The organism is uncultured Haliea sp., from assembly GCF_963973825.1.
Taxonomy (GTDB): Bacteria; Pseudomonadota; Gammaproteobacteria; order Pseudomonadales; family Halieaceae; genus Haliea.
The window spans coordinates 195,794-213,716 of sequence record NZ_CAXBAE010000004.1 but is presented as its reverse complement, the minus strand read 5'-3'; the positions used below and the strand labels follow the sequence as shown (position 1 = coordinate 213,716).

Sequence of the window (17,923 nt, the reverse complement as noted above, 5' to 3'; positions counted from 1 at the left end):
CGCCCGTGGATCTGGCACCGATCGCGGATTTTCTCGCCAGCACACTGCCCTTCGACCGGCTTTCTCCCGCAGAGCTGGCGGACCTGCTGACGTCGGTTGCCATCAGCTATCACACCCACGGCGAATCTTTTGATGCCGGCTCCGAGCCACGCGGCTTGCGCATACTGCGCAGCGGTGCCGTCGACCTGCGCGATGCAGACGACACCCTGCTGGATCGCCTGGGCGAAGGCGAGAGCTTTCACATTGGCGGCCTGAACGCCGAACGCGGCGAGGTGCGGGCCTGCGTGATCGAGGATGCGCTGGTGTATTTTCTCCCGGACAGCGCCTACCAGGCACTGCGCCAGGCACACCGGGATATCGATCGGCATTTCAGCAGCCAGCGCAGCCGCCGACTGCGGCGCGCCGCGCGCTACCAGCCATCCCCGAACGCCCTGCTGCAGAGCATCCGTGACTACATGAGCACGGACCTGCTCACCGTCTGCGGCAGCGACACCCTGCAGGCTGTGGCCCGGGCCATGACGCAAAGGCGCGTCTCCTCGGCGCTGGTACTCGATGACGGCCGCCTGCAGGGCATTATTACCGACCGGGACTTGCGGGCCCGGGCGTTGACGACGGCACTGCCTGCCGACACGCCCATTGCCAGCATCATGACAACTCAGCTGGAAACAGTGGAAGCGGACTGCACCCTGTTTGATGCAACGTTGCTGATGACCCAGCGTGGCTATCACCACCTGCCCGTCGTGGAAGGGGGCCGCCTCGCGGGCATGATCACCACGTCAGACCTGATACTCGCGCGCCAGAATGACCCGGTGTATCTCGTACAACATATCTCCAGGCAGGACAGCGCCGAGGGTATCAGGACGTTGCTGACAGGCATGCCGGCGCTGGTGGTGCAATGGAGTCAGTCCGGCATGCACGCGCATCAGGTCAGCCGCGTCCTCACTGCCATATCGGATGCCGTGACCGTGCGCCTGATTCAGCTGGCAGAAGCCGAACTGGGGCCTGCCCCTGCGGCGTGGTGCTGGGTCGGATTCGGCTCCCAGGCGCGCGCCGAGCAGCTGTTTGGCGCCGATCAGGACAATGGCATGATTTTCGCCGATGAGACACAGCCTGAACACGCTGGCTGGTTTGCCGATCTGGCGCGGCGCGTCTGTGACGGCCTGCAACTCTGCGGCTACCCATACTGCCGCGGCGAAATCATGGCAACCACGGACAGTTGGCGGCAACCGCTGCACCGCTGGCAGGATACTGTGCGCGGCTGGACCACCACCCCCTCTCCAGCGGCGGTGATGCGTGTCAGCATCTTCTTCGACCTGCGGCCCATCTACGGCGAGGAAAACCTGTGCGAGCGTCTCCAGGAGGTGATGCTGCAGGAGGCGTCGGGCAACTCCATTTTTCTTGCCGCGCTGGCCGCAAACGCCCTGGAGAGCCGGCCACCGCTGGGGATGTTCCGCCGTTTCGTGGTGGAGCGCAACGGCGAGCACCGCGACGCGGTGGATGTGAAAAAACGCGGGGTGTTGCCAATCACCGAGATCGTGCGGCTGCACGCGCTGGCTCATCGCATACCCGCCGTCAACACGGAAGAGCGGTTGCGGGCGCTGGCGCGGGAGAAGAAGATGACCATGGGCGACAGCCGCAACCTGGCCGATGCCCTGCACTGCATTCAAGAGCATCGCCTGCAGCACCAGTGCCAGCAGATCATGTCGGGAGAAACACCAGACAATTTCCTGAAACCGCACGGGCTGCCGACACTGGCGCGCGAGCAGCTGCGCGATGCCTTCACCCTGATCGACGAATCACAGGCCGCCATGCGCCAAACCTACCGGGCGGGCATGGGCTGATGTGGCTGCGGCTGCGCCGCTTGCGCCGGCGGCAGGCCGCGGGAACGCCGTTGGCGGCATGTTGGCAACACCCTACTCCACCCGGCCGGACCGCCTGCAGAGAAACACCGTTTCTGGTCTGTGACGGTGAGATGTCCTCCCTGGACCCCGCGACGGGTGCGCTGCTAAGCCTCGGCTGGGTTGCCATCGAGCACGGCGCCATCCAGGTCGCCAGTGCGCGCCACTACCTGATTGCCGGAGAGCAGGCTGTTGGCCAGAGCGCCACCATTCACCATATCCACGACCGGGAACTGGCCCAGGGCGCGCCCGCCTCGACGGTCCTGGAAGCGTTCCTGCAGGCCGCGGCCGGCCGCGTGCTCGTGTTTCACCACGCCGCACTCGATATCGCCTTTCTGGATCGCCAGTGTCAACGCCTGTACGGAGCGCCACTGCTGCTACCGACAATCGATACACTGCGTCTGGAACAGAAACAGCGGGAACGCCGCAACCAGGCCTGCGCGCCGGGCGCGTTAACCCTGGCGGGCTGCCGCGCGCACTATGGCCTGCCTGTGCATGCCGCTCACAATGCGCTATTGGACGCCATTGCGACCGCAGAGCTGTTGCTGGCGCAGGTTGCACACCGCGGGCGCAACACAACACTGCGCCTGCGCGACCTGCGCTGAGCCACCCGATCAGCTGACCGGGTGTGCGCGGTTGGCGACCAGATGATCAACCACGGATGGGTCGGCCAGCGTGCTGGTATCGCCGAGACTGCCGACCTCATTTTCCGCAATCTTGCGCAGAATGCGTCGCATGATCTTGCCCGAACGGGTTTTCGGCAAACCGGGCGCCCACTGGATCACGTCCGGCTTGGCGATCGGGCCGATCTCGCTGGCACAGAGCTGCACCAGCGCCTTGCGCAGTTCCTCGCTGGGCTCAACGCCGTCCATGGGCGTCACGAAGCAGTATATGCCCTGCCCCTTGATGTCGTGGGGGTAGCCGACGACAGCAGCCTCGGCGATATCCTCATGCAACACCAGCGCGCTCTCAACCTCGGCGGTTCCCATGCGGTGCCCGGATACGTTGAGCACATCATCGACGCGACCGGTAATCCAGTAGTAGCCGTCTTCGTCGCGAGTGGCGCCATCGCCAGTAAAATAGTAGCCGGGGTAGTTGCGGAAGTAGGTGTCTACCATGCGCTGGTGATCACCGTAGATCGTGCGGATCTGGCTCGGCCAGGACGCCTTTATGACCAGGTAGCCGGAGCCTGCACCGTCAATTTCACTGCCGTCCTCATTGAGCAGGGCAAGTTGCACGCCGAAGAACGGCATACTCGCGGAACCCGGCTTGAGGTCGGTCGCACCCGGCAGTGGCGTGATCATCTGCGCGCCTGTCTCCGTCTGCCACCAGGTGTCGACAATTGGACAGCGGGAATCACCGACAACCCGGTAGTACCATTCCCAGGCCTCGGGATTGATAGGTTCACCGACCGACCCCAGCAAGCGCAGACTCGCGCGGGAACTGCGCTTGACGGGTGCATCACCGTGGGCATGCAGCGATCGAATGGCCGTCGGTGCCGTGTAGAACGTGTTGACCTGGTGCTTGTCGATTACCTCCCAGCAGCGGCCTGAATCGGGCCAGGTGGGCACCCCCTCGAACATCAGGGTCGTGGCGCCGTTGGCCAGGGGGCCATAGAGGATGTAGGTGTGGCCCGTTACCCAGCCGACGTCCGCTGTGCACCAGAAGATCTCCCCCTCGCGGTAATCGAAGGTGTATTTGAAGGTCATCGCGGCCTGCAGCAGATAACCCCCGGTGGTGTGCAGAACCCCCTTCGGCTTGCCGGTTGAGCCCGAGGTATACAGGATAAACAGTGGGTCTTCCGCGTCCATGCTCTCCGGCTCGCACTCTGCGGAAGCCGCGGCGGTCGCCTCGTTGTAGCAGACGTCCCTGCCCGCTTGCCAGGCCACATCTGCGCCTGTCACCCGCGCGACTATGCAGGTGTGCACATTGGGGCAGGACTCCAGTGCCGTGTCCACGTTACTCTTCAGTGCGATGGTCTTGCCACCGCGGCGGCCCTCATCGGCCGTAATGACCGTCTGGCAGTCGGCGTCCTGAATGCGATCGACGATGGCCGTGGGCGAGAATCCGCCGAAGACCACCGAATGGATGGCGCCAATACGGGTACACGCCAGCATAGCGTAGGCCGCCTCCGGCACCATGGGCATATAGATGCACACCCGGTCACCCTTGCCCACGCCGCGTGCTCGCAGCACGTTGGCCAGGCGACACACCTGCTCGTGCAACTCACGGTAGGTGACATGCTGGCTCTGTGTCGGGTCATCGCCCTCCCAGAGCAGCGCGGTCTGGTCTGCGCGGGTTTCCAGATGGCGGTCTATACAGTTGACGCTGACGTTCAGGCGCCCGCCAGCGAACCAGCTGGCACGCCCCTCGTGAAAATCGAAGTCAACAACCGTGTGCCAGGGTTGATCCCACTTCAGGAATTCAGTCGCTTTCTCGCCCCAGAATCCCGCGGGATCGTCAACCGAACGCTGGTACATCTGACGATAGCGCTCGGGAGTGATGTGCGCATCACGGAAATTCTCGGGAACCTTGTGTAGGGGGAAATTGGACATGTTATTGCTTCCGCCGATGGTGACTTTGCACCCGATGATACTGCTTCCCGGAAGGGGCGCAACTCGACCAAGGTCTATGCCCGAGTCGCTAGCCCAGCCACGTCCAGCGCTCCGCCGCGGCATCACCGCGCGCTCGCCCCTCGGCAGCCAGCTTGATCAGATGGGCGGACAGGGAGAGTTTGGCCCACTCGTGACGGGCGGGATCAACGTCGTCGTACACCACCTTGACCAGCGCATTGAGATCAGCCTGTCCCAGCGATGAGAGCCCCGCGACGACCTTGCGCTCGCGTGCCAGGCGATGTTCAACCAGACCCGCCACTTCCTCGCGGGGACTGTGGATCAGGTCGCCATGACCCGGCGCAATACTCTGCAGAGGGTAATCCAGCAACAGGCGCAGGGAGGCAATGTACGCTTTCATGTCACCGCCTGGCGGCACTATCACGACGGTTGATCCGTTCATGATGTGGTCGCCAGCGAACAACATACCGTCGTCTTCCAGCAGAAAGCAGTAATGATTGTTCACGTGGCCCGGCGTATGCAGGGCCCGCAGGGTGAATTCCGGGGCCGACAACACCCAATCGTGACTGAGCAGGGTTGTCGGTGAAAAGGTATCGTCCTGGAACCGATCGTCGGCAGGCATTGCCCCGATCACCTCAGCGCCGGTGGCCGCTGCCACGCCCTGCCATGCCGGTGAGTGGTCGGGGTGGGTATGGGTGCAGATAATCCAGCGAATCCGCCCCGCGCCAGCTGCAAGGATGGCCTCGATGTGCTCCGGGATAGCGGGGCCGGGGTCGACCACCGCGACCTGCTCCTCACCGAGCAGATAGGTGTTGGTACCCGGGCCCGTCATCATGCCCGGATTGGGCGCCACCAGGCGGCGTACGCGGTCATTGAGGCGGAAAGGCACGCCATGTTCAAACATCGGCCTACACCATATTCTCAATGGGAACCAGCGGATTCACATCGGCGTCGTAGTCAACGCCATCCACCTCAAAACCGAAGAGCTGCAGGAACTCGCGACGGTAACCCTGGAAGTCCGACAACTCATGCAGGTTATCGGTATCGATCTGTTGCCAGAGCGCCGCCACTTCAGCCTGCACTTCCGGATTCAGTTCCTTGCCATCAGCCCGCAGGCGTCCCTGATCATCCAGTTCACGCGCCGGGTTGTACAGCGAGTTGCGGAACAGCCCATCCACCTGCTCGATACAGCCCTCGTGTGTCCCCCGGGCCTTCATGACCTTGAACAGGATCGCCAGATAAATCGGCATGGCGGGAATGGCCGCGCTGGCCTGGGTAACCACCGCTTTCAAAACCGAAACACGCGCATCACCGCCATGGGCGGAAAGACGCTGGCGAATTCCCACGACCCGCCGATCCAGATCCTGCTTGGCGGCACCGATTGTGCCGTGCCAGTAGATATCCCAGGTCATCTTCTCGCCGATATAGGTGTACGCCGTGGTTTTCGCACCCTCAGCCAGCACGCCGGCGTCATCGAGTGCCTCTATCCACATTTGCCAGTCTTCACCCCCCATCACCGCTACCGTGTTGTCGATTTCTTCCTGCGTGGCGGGCTCAAGATGAAAGTCCTGCACTTCCTGCTTGTCGGTGTTGACGCCTTTCTGCACGGTAGGCTTGCCGATCGGCTTCAGAGTGGAATTGTGTACCACGCCGGTAACCGGATGCTGGCGACGGGGAGACGCCAGGCTGTAAACCACCAGGTCTACCTGCCCCAGATCCTCGCGTATTGTGGCGATGGCCTTCTGTTTTACCTCATCGCTAAACGCATCGCCATTGATGCTCTTGGCGTAGAGGCCCTCCGCCTCGGCAGCGCTGTGAAACGCCGCACTGTTGTACCAGCCTGCTGTGCCGGGCTTGGACTCGGTGCCTTCTTTCTCGAAGAAGATACCGAGGGTCGCCGCGCCGGCGCCAAACGCCGCGGTGATCCGGGAGGCCAGCCCGTAACCGGTCGAGGCGCCAATGACCAGTACCCGCTTTGGGCCGTTGTCGACAGGGCCCTGCCGCTTGACGTAGTCGATCTGGTTGCGCACGTTGGCTGCACAGCCTACGGGATGGGTTGTGGTGCAAAGGAAACCGCGCACGCGGGGCTTTATGATCATGATCGGTCGTCTTCCTGATTCTATTTTCTCGGATAACCCGCCTGTGGGCGTTGCCGGGAGTGTATCACAGGCCACACCGCCTCAAAGTCGCTTCCGTAAGTCACAGAATGGTCATCGAACCGTTATCTCAACGCCATCATTACGTCACAAAGTCCTCGCATCCTGCACCTGCATTTCATTGCCGAACCGAACGGAGAATCCCATGCGCCGACTCAACCCCTGGCTGCTTGCCACCTGCCTGACTCTGCCTGCCGTACTTGCCGGCTGCGATGGCGACGATGGTCGCGATGGACTCGATGGTGCTGACGGTAGTCCGGGCGAACAGGGGCCCACAGGGGAGAACGCCACCAACAGTCGCATAGCATTGAGCTTTCTGGGTCGCTACGAGACCGGAGAATTTGATGAGAGCGCCGCCGAAATCGTTGACTATGACCCCGCCACCCGTCAGGCCTTCGTGGTCAACGCGCAATCCGGCAGGGTGGACATCCTCGACATCAGCGCACCCGATATGCCCGTCCTGGCAGGCACACTGAACGTGGCGGTCGATATCGCCAGTGCCGTGCCTGCGCTGTCTGGCCCGGAAGCGCTCGGCGCTGCGAACAGCGTCGCGGTGGCCGGCAGCCTGCTGGCCGTAGCCGTGGAAGCCGACACGAAACAGGATAACGGCTACGTCGCCCTGTACCAGACAGACGGCACATTCCTTTCCGCGACCGAAGCCGGTGCGCTACCCGACATGCTGACGTTCACCCCAGACGGGAACACCCTGCTGGTCGCCAACGAAGGCGAGCCCAATGGAGACTACAGCATCGACCCTGAAGGCAGTATCACGCTGGTCGATCTGACTGGCGGCGCAGGTAACCCCGTGAGTCGCACGTTGCGTTTCACCGACTTCAACACCGGTGGCAACAAGACGCTGGGGAACGGTGTACGGATTTCTCCAAAAAGCGATAGTGTTGCACAGGATCTCGAACCCGAATTCATCACCGTTGCAGCGGACGGCAGCACGGCCTGGGTCGCGCTGCAGGAAAACAATGCGTTGGCGGTTGTCGACGTCGCAGCAGGTGAAATCAGCGCGGTCATCGGCCTGGGTTACAAGGATCACGGCCTGACCGGCAATGGCCTGGACGCAAGCAACCGGGACGGTGGCACCAACATTCGTGAATGGCCTCTGCGGGGGACCTTCATGCCTGATAGCGTGAAGAGCTATACCGTTAATGGCATTACCTATGTGGTCAGTGCCAACGAGGGCGATGGCCGAGAATACCTCACCGATTCCGCCAACGAAGCCGAATGCAGCGCACAGGGCGGTTTTGACTACGACGACGGCGACTGCTTCCACTATCTCGACGAGATTCGCGTCGGTGACATCCTGGATACGGGGGCGACCATAGAACTGGCAAACCTGGAGCGCTTTGCACCGGACCTGGATTCTCTGCTGGACACCGCCAACCTCGGTCGTATCAAGGTCATCACGAACCTCGGTGTACGAGACTGCCCTGCCGGCAGCCTGGAAACGAGCGGACAACCCACCGCAGGCTGCGTGTATGAGCACTTGTACAGCTTTGGCGCGCGTTCCTTCAGCATCTGGGACAGCCGCAACGGTTCACTGGTGTTCGACAGCGGCGCCGACTTTGAAACTGTCACCGCGCAGCGTCTCGGTGATAGCTTCAACGCCAGCAACGACGACAACACCGGTGACGATCGCTCGGACGACAAGGGCCCGGAGCCGGAAGCTCTGGAAATCGCCAGCATCGACGGCAAGTTCTATGCGTTCGTCGGACTCGAGCGTGTGGGTGGCATCATGGTGTACGACATCAGCAACCCGGAGAACGCAACGTTCGTCCAATACATCAACACGCGAGACTTCAGTCAGAATATCGAAAGCCTGGTCGACGAGGGTAACTTCTCTGCGGTGGGCGACCTGGGCCCTGAGTCCATTCGCTTCGTGCCGGCAGAGCAGAGTCCGAATGGTGAGGCGCTGCTGATCGTCGGGAACGAGGTCAGCGGCACCACCGCCCTGTTTGCCGTGAACGTGGTCAGCGGTGAGTGATCGTCGTGCGACCGCTGATCCAGACGGTGCGGTAGGGTTCCAGCTGCAGTGACTGGTCAAGGTCTGGATACGGCTCTCCGCTGATCAGGTCTTCCCATTGCGCCTCCTCGGGCAGACTCAGGTCGAGGAGGTTCAGACGCTGCGGTTCGTCGGAGATATTGCTGATGCAGAAAATCTGCTGCGCAGCTTCCTGACTGTGCCGGGAAAAGCCAAACAGTGCGCTCCCGAGCTGCAGGGTAAACTGGGCCGCATTGGGGTGGAATGCGGGCTGCGCGCCGCGCAAGCGCAGCAGGCCTTCCAGAGCCAGCATCACCTGCCGGTGGGTGCTCGCTGGATCAGCAAGCTGCGCCTCGAGTTCTGACCACTGCCACTGATGGCGATTGATCGCACGGTTGTGCCCGGTATGCGCCATACGCTGGTAATCGTTGCGTGTGCCCAGCAGGCTGTGGATGTACAAACCGGGGATGCCCTCCAGCGCGAACATGATGGCGTGTGCGCAGACGAAGCGTGCAAAGCCCCAGCTATCTGGCCCCCGAACGGTACCCTGCAAGGCATCATAAAGCGCAATGTTCACCTCGTAAGGGCGCTGCGCCCCACCCTCCAGCGCGCGCCAGGACACCTGTCCACCAAAGCGCTGCAGCGCGCCGAGCAAGGCAGCCAGTTCGTCGTCACTCAACAGCCCCTCAACGGGGCGCAGGCCGATACCATCGTGCGAGGCAATGAAGTTGAAAAACGTCGTGCCGCTGCGGGCTGGCGGCATTGCCATCAGCCATTGCCGCAGATAGGTGCAATCCCCGGTCAATAGCGTATTGATCAACAGTGGCGGCAGCGAAAAATTGTAGACACAGTGGGCCTCGTTGGCGTTCCCAAAGTAGGACAGATTCTCCAGGTTGGGGATGTTGGTTTCCGTAATCAGGATGGCATCGTGTCTTGCATGCTCGCTCAGGGTACGGAACAGCCGCACTACTTCGTGTGTTTGCTCAAGATTGAGGCAGCTGGTTCCCGGGATTTTCCACAGGAAGGCGATGGCATCGAGACGAAAGATGCGCACTCCGCGATCCAGATAGAGTCGCACGATGCGCACGAATTGCAGCAACACCTCAGGGTTGCGGAAATCGAGATCGACCTGGTCGTGGCTGAAGGTGCACCAGACATGGCGAGGGCCGCGCACGGTCTCCACCATGCGCAGTAGCGGCGAGGTCCGGGGCCTCACCACCGCGGAAAGATCCTGCGCGGGATCCGCAGTGAAGAAGTAGTCGCGACCGGGGGACTCGTCGCGCAGGAAATTTTCGAACCAGGCACTGCGGCTCGAGCAGTGGTTTATCACCAGATCAGCCATCAGGTCGCAGGATGCGGCGATCTCACCGATATCGTCCCAATCGCCCAGCGCTTCATTGACGCTGGAATAGTCAAGCACTGCAAAGCCATCATCTGATGTCCAGGGATAGAACGGCAGGATGTGCACGCCGCTGATCACGCCGTTGGTATGGGCATCGAGAAACCGTTTCAGCGTGTGCAGGGGCTTCTCGCCAGGTGCCAGCAGACTGTCCCCATAGGTAATGAGCAGGGCATCGCGCTCACTCCAGGTGTTCCTGCCGGGCGCCGGTGTCAATACATCGCGCTGCAGTCGCATTGCCTGTATCAGCTGGGGCACCAGCTCGTGGGCTGATGCGGCGGCCGGCGTATCCGCGTAGATCACCTCCAGGTGCTGCTGCACGCGCGCCTGCAGCCATTCAAAGTCGGACTGTGCGGAGCTCATCACCGGGGTGTACCGTAATCCTGCATGTCTGCGTCCACAGCCTCCTGCAGCCGCTCGAGGATGTCGGGTACTGCACTGATCACCCGGTTCCAACTGGGAATGAAAGGCCGCTCCATAGGGTGCTCAAGGAAGGCCTCGCCGGCCTTCATGATATTCTCGGCGAACATTTCGACCGCCATTTCCTCCTTGTGGATATCGAGACTCAAGCCATTCATCACCGCGTCATTGTGATAGGTCTCCACAAAATCGAGAGCGATGCGGTAATAGGTCGCTTTCAGGGAGCGGAAGGTTTCGCTGTTGAAAGTGACCCCGCGGGTTGCGAGTTTGCGGAACAGCGCCTTGGCAATGTCGATCGACATGCGCGAGAGACCGCGGGTCGCATCGTCCTGTGACATCTCCTGATGCTTGTGATCATAGACGTCTGCGATGTCGACCTGGCAAAGCCGGTTGTTGGCGTAGTTGCGATACACTTCAGACAGCACACCGATTTCCAGCCCCCAGTCACTGGGAATGCGAATATCGGTGAGCACATCGCGGCGGAAGGAGAACTCGCCCGCCAGCGGGTAGCGGAAGCTGTCCATGTAATCCAGGTATTCCATATCGCCCACGGTTTTCTTCAGGGCGCGCAGCAGCGGCGTCACCAGCAGGCGGCTGACCCGCCCGTTGATCCTGCCATCCGCCACCCGCGCATAGTAGCCCTTGCAGAACTCGTAGTTGAACTGCGGGTTGGATACGGGATAAATCAGGCGCGCCAGCAATCCGCGCTCGTAGGTAAGAATGTCGCAATCGTGCAGCGCCACTGATTCGGCGCGCCCGGAGGCCAGCGTGTAGCCCATGCAGTACCACACATTGCGACCCTTGCCGGCCTCGCGCGGCGCCAGATCGCGGGCCTCCAGCTCCGCATCCAGAGCGCGTAGACGCGGGCCGTCGTTCCAGAGCACACGATGGCGCTGGGGCAGGGCCGAGAAGAAGGTCAGGGCGGCCCGGTATTGCGCCTCGTCAGCCCGGTCGAGGCCGATCACAACTTCTGCCAGATAGGGCACACGCCCCAGTTCCTGCACGATATGCGGTAGCGCCGCACCCTCCAGTTCCGAGTACAGGGAAGGCAGGATGAGCCCCAGTGGACGGGTACGCGAGAACCGCAGCAGCTCGGCTTCCAGTTCGTCCACGGAGCGGTGCGAGAGGTTATGCAAGGTGGTGATAATGCCGTTCTGGTAGAAATCGCCCATGCTGATCAGTCTCCTGCAATGGTGTAATGGTGCAGCCAGGCAAGCACACCTTCGCGCCAGCCAGCCGGACCCAGCCCGGTGCTGCGCAGCACACCGGTCGTGCGTGCCAGCGGTGGAAAGTCGTGTGTCGGCGAGCGCACCAGCAGCGCGGTTTCTGCCGCCTCCAGCATCGGCACATCATTGCCGCTGTCGCCGATGGCGAGGTCATGCAGCGGCCGTCCCGGCGCGTCGTACTGGTAGGCGCGGCGCAGGTAACGCAGTGCCTGCCCCTTGTCACAATCCCCTGCCACCGTCAGGAAACGTCCTCCCTGCTGGACACGCGCACCCGCGGCTTCCAGCGCGTCTACAAACTGCGCGCGACGCTCAGGGGTACCCAGCCACTGCACCGGCTCACTGAATTCGCGCTGTGCCGCCAGCGCCGCCGCGTCGGCATCAAGCCCCGTCGCCGCCACGATGCCGTCGATGCCCAGGCGCTCAAAGCCGGCAAACTCGCCCGTAAACTCTGCCGCCAGCGCATTCAGCAGGGCAAGCCAGCGGTCTCGGGGGGGTGCGAACCGTACCTCCTGCCCATCCCCGCAGGGTAGCGCCTCAGGCAGTGGTTCACGAAAGGTGCCCGAGGGCACAACGATCGCCGCGCCATTTTCAACAATGATGGGATGCCTGAGGCCGAGCGCGCTTTGCAGGGGGAGCATTTCCGCGCGGGTCTTGCTGCTCGCGAGGATCACCGGAATCTCGGCCTCCCGCAGCTGGCGCAGCGCGTCTGCGGCGGCATCCCAGCGATAGCTGTGATGGTCCAGCAAGGAGCCATCCAGATCGGTGAATACCAGCAGGCGCGGCTTCATCGGGGCACCATCGGACCTGCCCAGGCGTTTATGCTGCGGTCACTGCCAAGTGTCCACACCAAATCCATGCGCGGCGGCAGGCTCGCCAGACAATGCCGCGTGAGGCGCTCGTAGTGCTGTACGAAATGCGCCAGCGCGGCCTCATCCATGAGGCCAATCGCGTGTTCGCTGGCACCTATCCTGGCACGCAATCGGTTCTCCTGCTCCGTGCGCCAGCGCAGCACATCGTCAAACGAGGGCGCCTTCAGCATCAACCAGCAATCCGGCTGTGCGTGCAGTGTCGCATAGTCGCCGGCCAGCTGCTGATTGACATAACCACGCCAGACCGCCTGCGGATCCTCACGCCGTTCCAGCGCGTTACAGGGCACTGCAAGCGCCGCCGGCGGTTCGGGCGTGGCACCGAGGCACCATCCTTCAAGCAGCACAACGTCCAGCGGCGCGCGGATACGCGGCCACGCCGCAGCGGGCTGCCGATCATCCTCCGCCTTGCTGAAGCGGGGAACCGCTACGTCGCCGGAAACAGTCAAGGCCTGCAGGGTATGCAACAACAAGGGAATATCGTGCGTGCCGGGAACACCGCGCGTTGCCAACAGGGGATGCACGGCGTCCGCCAGCGCCTGACGCTCCGCGCGCGTCAGGTAGAAATCGTCCAGCGACATACACAGTGCAGAGAGCCCGGCCTCATGCACCAACCAGTCGCAGAGATAGGCTACGAGCGTGGTCTTTCCCGCCCCTTGCGCACCATTTATGCCCACCAATAGCGTCGGCTGCGCACTACTGCGGTGCGCTTTGACGAGCTGCACCGCCACCGGATCAAACCAGCGCCCGGCCTCGGTCAGGTAGTCCGCAGGCAGGTTTTCTCTGGCGAGGAAAGCAGCACGCCAGTCCTGCTGGCCAGAATCCTGTATGTTGCCTGCCGTCACGCCTTCTCCTGTCGCGTTCACATTCGCCTGCTGACAGTCCTAGCAGGCTCCGTGCCAACCGGCGCGACGCGCTAGAACAATAACCTGCGTATATCCCCCAGCAGCGTCACCAGTTGTGTGCAGAAACGGCCGGCATCACCGCCATTGATGACGCGATGATCGTAGGACAGTGACAGCGGCAGCAGCGTGCGCGGCTGGAACGCCTTGCCGTCCCACACCGGTTTCACCGCCGCGCGGGACACGCCCAGGATCCCCACCTCCGGGGTGTTCACAATCGGGGAGAAGCCATTGCCACCGATATTGCCCAGGCTGGAAATCGTGAAGCAGCCGCCCTGCATCTCGGCAGGCTTGAGCTTGCGCTCTCGCGCCTTTTCCGCCAGTTCCACTACCTCTTCCGCGAGTTCCCAGATGGACTTGCGATCCACATCGCGTATCACCGGCACCATAAGCCCTACCGGTGTATCCACCGCCATGCCGATGTGCACATAGTGCTTGTAGACCAGATTCTCACCATCGGCTGTCACCGAGGCGTTGAACTTCGGGTTGTCGCGCAGAGCAGTGGCGCAGGCCTTGAGCAGGAAGGGCATCGGTGTAAGCCGCGTGCCACGCTGTTCGGCCTCCTCCTTCATGCTCTTGCGAAACGCTTCCAGGTCGGTGATGTCTGCGTCGTCGAACTGGGTGACATGCGGCACATTCAACCAACTGCGCTGCATATTGGCGGCCGTGAGCTTGTCGAGCTTGGTACGCGGCACGGTTTCGATAGCACCGAAGGCGCTGAAGTCGACATCCGGGACGGTCGGCAAGCCGGCTCCGACAGCGGCGACGGGCGCCTTGCCACTCAAGGCGCGCTGCACGAATCCCTGCACATCCTCCTTGAGCACCCGCTCACGGGGCCCGGAACCTGTCACTTTCGCCAGGTCAACGCCGAGTTCACGGGCCAGCTTGCGCACCGCGGGGCCCGCGTACACCAGCGCGTCATCACTGTCTCGGGCCGCTGGCTGGCTGGTGGCCGCTGCCGGTGTCGCGGGTGCTTGCACCGCGGCCTCATTAACCGGGGTCGACTCCGCGCTGGCCGCAGGACTATCGCCGCCCGAGCTCGGCTCGACCGACTCATCGCGGGCGCTCTCCAGCAGTACCAGCGGATCGCCCTCACGCACCGCCGCACCCTCTTTGACCAGCATGCGGATCACCTTGCCGGCGCGCGGGGATGGCACCTCCATAGAGGCCTTGTCGGACTCCAGCACCACCAGTGAGTCGCCCTCGGCGACCTCGTCCCCGGGCTTTACACAGAGCTCAATGACATCGACTGCATCCTCGGTGCCAATGTCGGGCACCTCGACGGTGACCTCGCTGGGCGCACCGCTGTCCGGCGACGCCTGCTCGGAAGCCGGCTCAGCCTTGGCGCCCTGCGCGGTCTCCCTGGCGGGAGACTCGCCCTCGGGCTCTGCCGTATCGGGGCTGGATTCGGGTTCGGGTTCGGGCTCGGCCTCTGTCTCGTCCCCGGTTTCCACAACGACAATCGGGTGCCCCTCGGCAAGCTCATCACCTACCTTCACCAGAACCTGCAGAACCTTACCGGCCAGCGTGGAGGGAATCTCCATGGAGGCCTTGTCCGATTCGAGTACCAGCAAGCCCTGTTCCAGCTCAATCTGGTCCCCTGCCGCGACCAGCAGTTCGATGACCTCTGCGCCCTCTGCGCCGCCGATATCCGGTACTGTTATCTGTTGCTTAGCCATGCGCCTCGTTTCCTGTACCGTTAAAGGGTGGTGGGATCGACTTTGTCCGGGGAGATGCCCAGGGCCTGCATGGCTTCGACCACCACAGTCGCCTTCAGCGCACCGTCATCCACCAGTGCCTTGAGGGCCGCCAGCACCACGAACTCCCGACTCACCTCGAAGAACCGTCGCAGGCGCTCGCGGGTGTCACTGCGACCGTAACCATCCGTACCCAACACCGCATAGCGGCGGGGAATGAACTGGCGCAGCTGCTCTGCATGGGCTTTCATGTAGTCAGTCGCCGCAATGACGGGCCCCTCATGCCCCTCCAGCTGCTCGGTCAGGTAGGGCACGCGCGGCTCGTCCTCCGGGTGCAGCAGGTTCCAGCGCGCCACACTCTTGCCCTCGCGCTGCAGCTCGTTGATGCTCGTCAGGCTCCACACATCCGCTGCCACACCGTAGTCCTGCTCCAGGATGGCCGCAGCCGCCTCGACTTCCCGCAATATGGTGCCGGCGCCCATGAGTTGCACGCGCGGACCCTTCTTGCGCGTCGAGCGCCGCAGGGCGTAGATGCCGCGCACAATGCCTTCCTCCACTCCCTGGGGCATCTCTGGCTGCTGGTAGTTCTCGTTCATGGTGGTGATGTAATAGAACTTGTTCTCACCTTCCTGGTACATGCGGCGCAAACCGTCCTGGATGATGACGGCCAGCTCGTAGGCGTAGGCAGGGTCGTAGCTGACGCAATTGGGGATGGTGCTGGCCAGGATGTGGCTGTGGCCGTCCTGGTGTTGCAGTCCCTCCCCGTTGAGCGTGGTGCGGCCCGCCGTGGCACCGATCAGAAACCCCCGCGCCTGGCTGTCGCCAGCCGCCCAGGCCAGATCGCCAATACGCTGGAAACCGAACATGGAGTAGAAGATGTAGAACGGCACCATCGGATAGCCGCTGGTGCTGTAGGAGGTCGCCGCCGCGATCCAGGCGGAGAAGGCACCGGCTTCGTTGATGCCCTCCTCCAGGATCTGTCCCTTCTGGTCTTCCTTGTAGAACATGATTTGCCCGGCGTCCTGCGGCGTGTAACGCTGGCCAACGGAAGAATAGATGCCCAGTTGGCGGAACATGCCTTCCATACCGAAGGTGCGGGCCTCATCGGGTACGATGGGCACCACGCGCTCGCCAATATGCTTGTCCTTGACCAGGGTTGAGAGCAGGCGCACGAACGCCATCGTGGTGGAGATTTCCCGCTTGCCGCTACCCTTGAGCTGGTTGTCGAAGGCACTGAGCGGCGGCGTCTCCAGCAGCTCAAGCTCCTTGCGCCGAGCAGGAATCAACCCACCCAGCTCTTCCCGCCGCTGCATCATGTAGCGCATTTCCGGGCTGTCCGGTGCTGGCCGGTAATACGGCACATCCTTGAGCTCGGAATCCGATATGGGAATGCCGAAGCGATCGCGGAATGCCTTCAGGCTGTCGAGATCGAGCTTCTTCAGCGAGTGGGTCTCGTTATTGGCTTCGCCCGACTCGCCCGTGCCGTAGCCTTTGACGGTCATCGCCAGAATCACTGTGGGACGTTCGTGCTGCGCGACCGCCTGGGCATAGGCCGCGTAAAGCTTGTAGGGGTCGTGGCCGCCACGGTTGAGGTACATGATGTCGTCGTCCGACAAGTCCTCGACCAGCTTCAGGGTCTCCGGGTACTTGCCGAAGAAATGCTCACGGGTGTAGGCGCCACCGTTGTACTTGTAGTTCTGCAGCTCACCATCGCAGACCTCGTCCATGCGCTGCTGCAGCAGGCCGCTGTCGTCTTTCTCCAGCAGCGGGTCCCACTTGCGCCCCCAAATCACCTTGAGCACGTCCCAGCCCGCACCGCGGAACACGCCCTCCAGTTCCTGAATGATCTTGCCGTTGCCGCGCACCGGACCATCCAGCCGCTGCAGATTGCAGTTGACCACGAAAATCAGATTGCCGAGGCGCTCCCGCCCGGCCATGGAAATGGCACCCAGTGACTCCGGCTCGTCGCACTCTCCATCGCCGAGGAAACACCACACGTTGCGATCGCCATGATCGACAAGCCCGCGGCTCTGCTGATACTTCATCACGTGGGCCTGGTAGATGGCCTGAATGGGCCCCAGCCCCATGGACACCGTGGGGAATTGCCAATAATCGGGCATCAGCCAGGGGTGTGGGTAGGAGGACAGGCCATTGCCATCGACTTCGCGGCGGAAGTTATCCAACTGCTCTTCGGTCAGCCGGCCTTCCAGGTAGGAGCGGGCATACATGCCGGGGGCACTGTGTCCCTGGTAGAACACAAGATCACCGGGATGCCCGTTCTCGTTGCCGCGGAAGAAATAGTTGAAGCCCACATCGTACAGGGTAGCGCTGGAGGAAAACGAGGAGATGTGACCACCCAGCCCCTCGTCGTTGTCGTTGGCGCGCATCACCATGGCCAGTGCGTTCCAGCGCACCAGAGACCGGATGCGACGTTCCATGAACAGGTCGCCGGGCATCAGCTTTTCATCGCGCGGTGCGATGGTATTCCGGAACGGTGTGGTAATCGCCGTCGGCAAACGCACGCCGGTCTCGGTGGCGTGCTTGGCAAGCTCGATAAGCAACTCAGCGGCGCGCTCCGGCCCACTGTATTTGCTGACCGCGTCCAGCGCGTCCATCCATTCCCGTGTTTCGATCGGGTCCTTGTCTTCGGTCATGCGGCTTAAACTCCTCAAGCGGGGTGGCTTGTGCGTACGCAGCTTTATTAGTTCTTAAATAGAACCTTATATGCACTCACAACACAGGGCTGAGTATAGCCGGTAACCTCAGAAATTACCTGCTTTTGCCTGCGCGCGCCTC

At 62.5% G+C, this 17,923-nt stretch carries 12 protein-coding genes; 3 read left to right on the top strand and 9 right to left on the bottom strand.

Features of this window, described 5'->3' with window-relative positions; all coding sequences use genetic code 11:
• Window positions 1-5 precede the first annotated feature (5 nt).
• Window positions 6-1,841: a DUF294 nucleotidyltransferase-like domain-containing protein gene (locus AACZ17_RS07315; RefSeq protein WP_290743116.1), complete on the top strand. Its 1,836-nt coding sequence runs from the start codon at window positions 6-8 to the stop codon at window positions 1,839-1,841.
• Entirely contained in the window at window positions 1,841-2,503 is a 663-nt protein-coding gene (locus AACZ17_RS07310) for an exonuclease domain-containing protein (protein ID WP_290743112.1), read from the top strand. Before AACZ17_RS07315 ends, AACZ17_RS07310 begins: the two co-directional genes overlap by 1 nt.
• 9 nt (window positions 2,504-2,512) lie before the next feature.
• On the opposite strand, the gene acs is transcribed toward AACZ17_RS07310, so the two are convergent.
• The 3 genes from acs to fabV all read right to left on the bottom strand — a co-directional run bounded on the left by acs (window position 2,513) and on the right by fabV (window position 6,570).
• Window positions 2,513-4,453 carry an acetate--CoA ligase gene (gene acs / locus AACZ17_RS07305; RefSeq protein ID WP_290743109.1) on the bottom strand — a complete coding sequence of 647 codons (1,941 nt, stop codon included), beginning with the start codon at window positions 4,451-4,453 and terminating at the stop codon, window positions 2,513-2,515.
• A gap of 88 nt (window positions 4,454-4,541) precedes the next feature.
• A complete protein-coding gene (locus AACZ17_RS07300; RefSeq protein ID WP_290743106.1) occupies window positions 4,542-5,375 on the bottom strand; it encodes an MBL fold metallo-hydrolase in 834 nt (277 codons plus the stop codon).
• 4 nt (window positions 5,376-5,379) lie between these two features.
• Window positions 5,380-6,570: an enoyl-ACP reductase FabV gene (gene fabV / locus AACZ17_RS07295; RefSeq protein WP_290743103.1), complete on the bottom strand. Its 1,191-nt coding sequence runs from the start codon at window positions 6,568-6,570 to the stop codon at window positions 5,380-5,382.
• 202 nt (window positions 6,571-6,772) lie between these two features.
• On the opposite strand from fabV, the gene AACZ17_RS07290 reads away from it, so the two are divergent.
• Window positions 6,773-8,620, top strand: a complete 1,848-nt coding sequence (locus tag AACZ17_RS07290) for a choice-of-anchor I family protein (protein WP_290743101.1) — start codon at window positions 6,773-6,775, stop codon at window positions 8,618-8,620.
• Here the strand turns inward: AACZ17_RS07290 and AACZ17_RS07285 are convergent.
• The 6 genes from AACZ17_RS07285 to aceE all read right to left on the bottom strand — a co-directional run bounded on the left by AACZ17_RS07285 (window position 8,607) and on the right by aceE (window position 17,781).
• The gene (locus tag AACZ17_RS07285; RefSeq protein WP_290743098.1) at window positions 8,607-10,379 is read right to left on the bottom strand and encodes an alpha-amylase family glycosyl hydrolase; all 1,773 of its coding nucleotides are present in this window, start codon (window positions 10,377-10,379) and stop codon (window positions 8,607-8,609) included. The two genes, AACZ17_RS07290 and AACZ17_RS07285, sit on opposite strands and share 14 nt — an antisense overlap.
• Window positions 10,379-11,608, bottom strand: coding sequence for a glycosyl transferase (locus tag AACZ17_RS07280; RefSeq protein WP_290743095.1), 1,230 nt, complete (start codon window positions 11,606-11,608; stop codon window positions 10,379-10,381). Before AACZ17_RS07280 ends, AACZ17_RS07285 begins: the two co-directional genes overlap by 1 nt.
• Window positions 11,609-11,613: 5 nt before the next feature.
• Window positions 11,614-12,450, bottom strand: a complete 837-nt coding sequence (locus AACZ17_RS07275; RefSeq protein WP_290743092.1) for an HAD-IIB family hydrolase — start codon at window positions 12,448-12,450, stop codon at window positions 11,614-11,616.
• Window positions 12,447-13,373, bottom strand: coding sequence for a hypothetical protein (locus AACZ17_RS07270; RefSeq protein ID WP_290743089.1), 927 nt, complete (start codon window positions 13,371-13,373; stop codon window positions 12,447-12,449). The genes AACZ17_RS07275 and AACZ17_RS07270 overlap by 4 nt, the downstream gene beginning before the upstream one ends.
• Window positions 13,374-13,444: 71 nt before the next feature.
• Entirely contained in the window at window positions 13,445-15,109 is a 1,665-nt protein-coding gene (aceF, locus tag AACZ17_RS07265; protein ID WP_290743085.1) for a dihydrolipoyllysine-residue acetyltransferase, read from the bottom strand.
• Between the two features lie 20 nt (window positions 15,110-15,129).
• Window positions 15,130-17,781: a pyruvate dehydrogenase (acetyl-transferring), homodimeric type gene (gene aceE, locus AACZ17_RS07260; RefSeq protein ID WP_290743081.1), complete on the bottom strand. Its 2,652-nt coding sequence runs from the start codon at window positions 17,779-17,781 to the stop codon at window positions 15,130-15,132.
• Between the last annotated feature and the right edge of the window lie 142 nt (window positions 17,782-17,923).

Coding starts and splice junctions, on each gene's coding strand:
- AACZ17_RS07310 (WP_290743112.1), top strand. CDS start 1,841: ATGTGGCTGCGGCTGCGCCGCTTGCGCCGGCGGCAGGCCGCGGGAACG.
- acs (WP_290743109.1), bottom strand. CDS start 4,453: ATGTCCAATTTCCCCCTACACAAGGTTCCCGAGAATTTCCGTGATGCG.
- AACZ17_RS07300 (WP_290743106.1), bottom strand. CDS start 5,375: ATGTTTGAACATGGCGTGCCTTTCCGCCTCAATGACCGCGTACGCCGC.
- fabV (WP_290743103.1), bottom strand. CDS start 6,570: ATGATCATAAAGCCCCGCGTGCGCGGTTTCCTTTGCACCACAACCCAT.
- AACZ17_RS07290 (WP_290743101.1), top strand. CDS start 6,773: ATGCGCCGACTCAACCCCTGGCTGCTTGCCACCTGCCTGACTCTGCCT.
- AACZ17_RS07285 (WP_290743098.1), bottom strand. CDS start 10,379: ATGAGCTCCGCACAGTCCGACTTTGAATGGCTGCAGGCGCGCGTGCAG.
- AACZ17_RS07280 (WP_290743095.1), bottom strand. CDS start 11,608: ATGGGCGATTTCTACCAGAACGGCATTATCACCACCTTGCATAACCTC.
- AACZ17_RS07275 (WP_290743092.1), bottom strand. CDS start 12,450: ATGAAGCCGCGCCTGCTGGTATTCACCGATCTGGATGGCTCCTTGCTG.
- aceF (WP_290743085.1), bottom strand. CDS start 15,109: ATGGCTAAGCAACAGATAACAGTACCGGATATCGGCGGCGCAGAGGGC.
- aceE (WP_290743081.1), bottom strand. CDS start 17,781: ATGACCGAAGACAAGGACCCGATCGAAACACGGGAATGGATGGACGCG.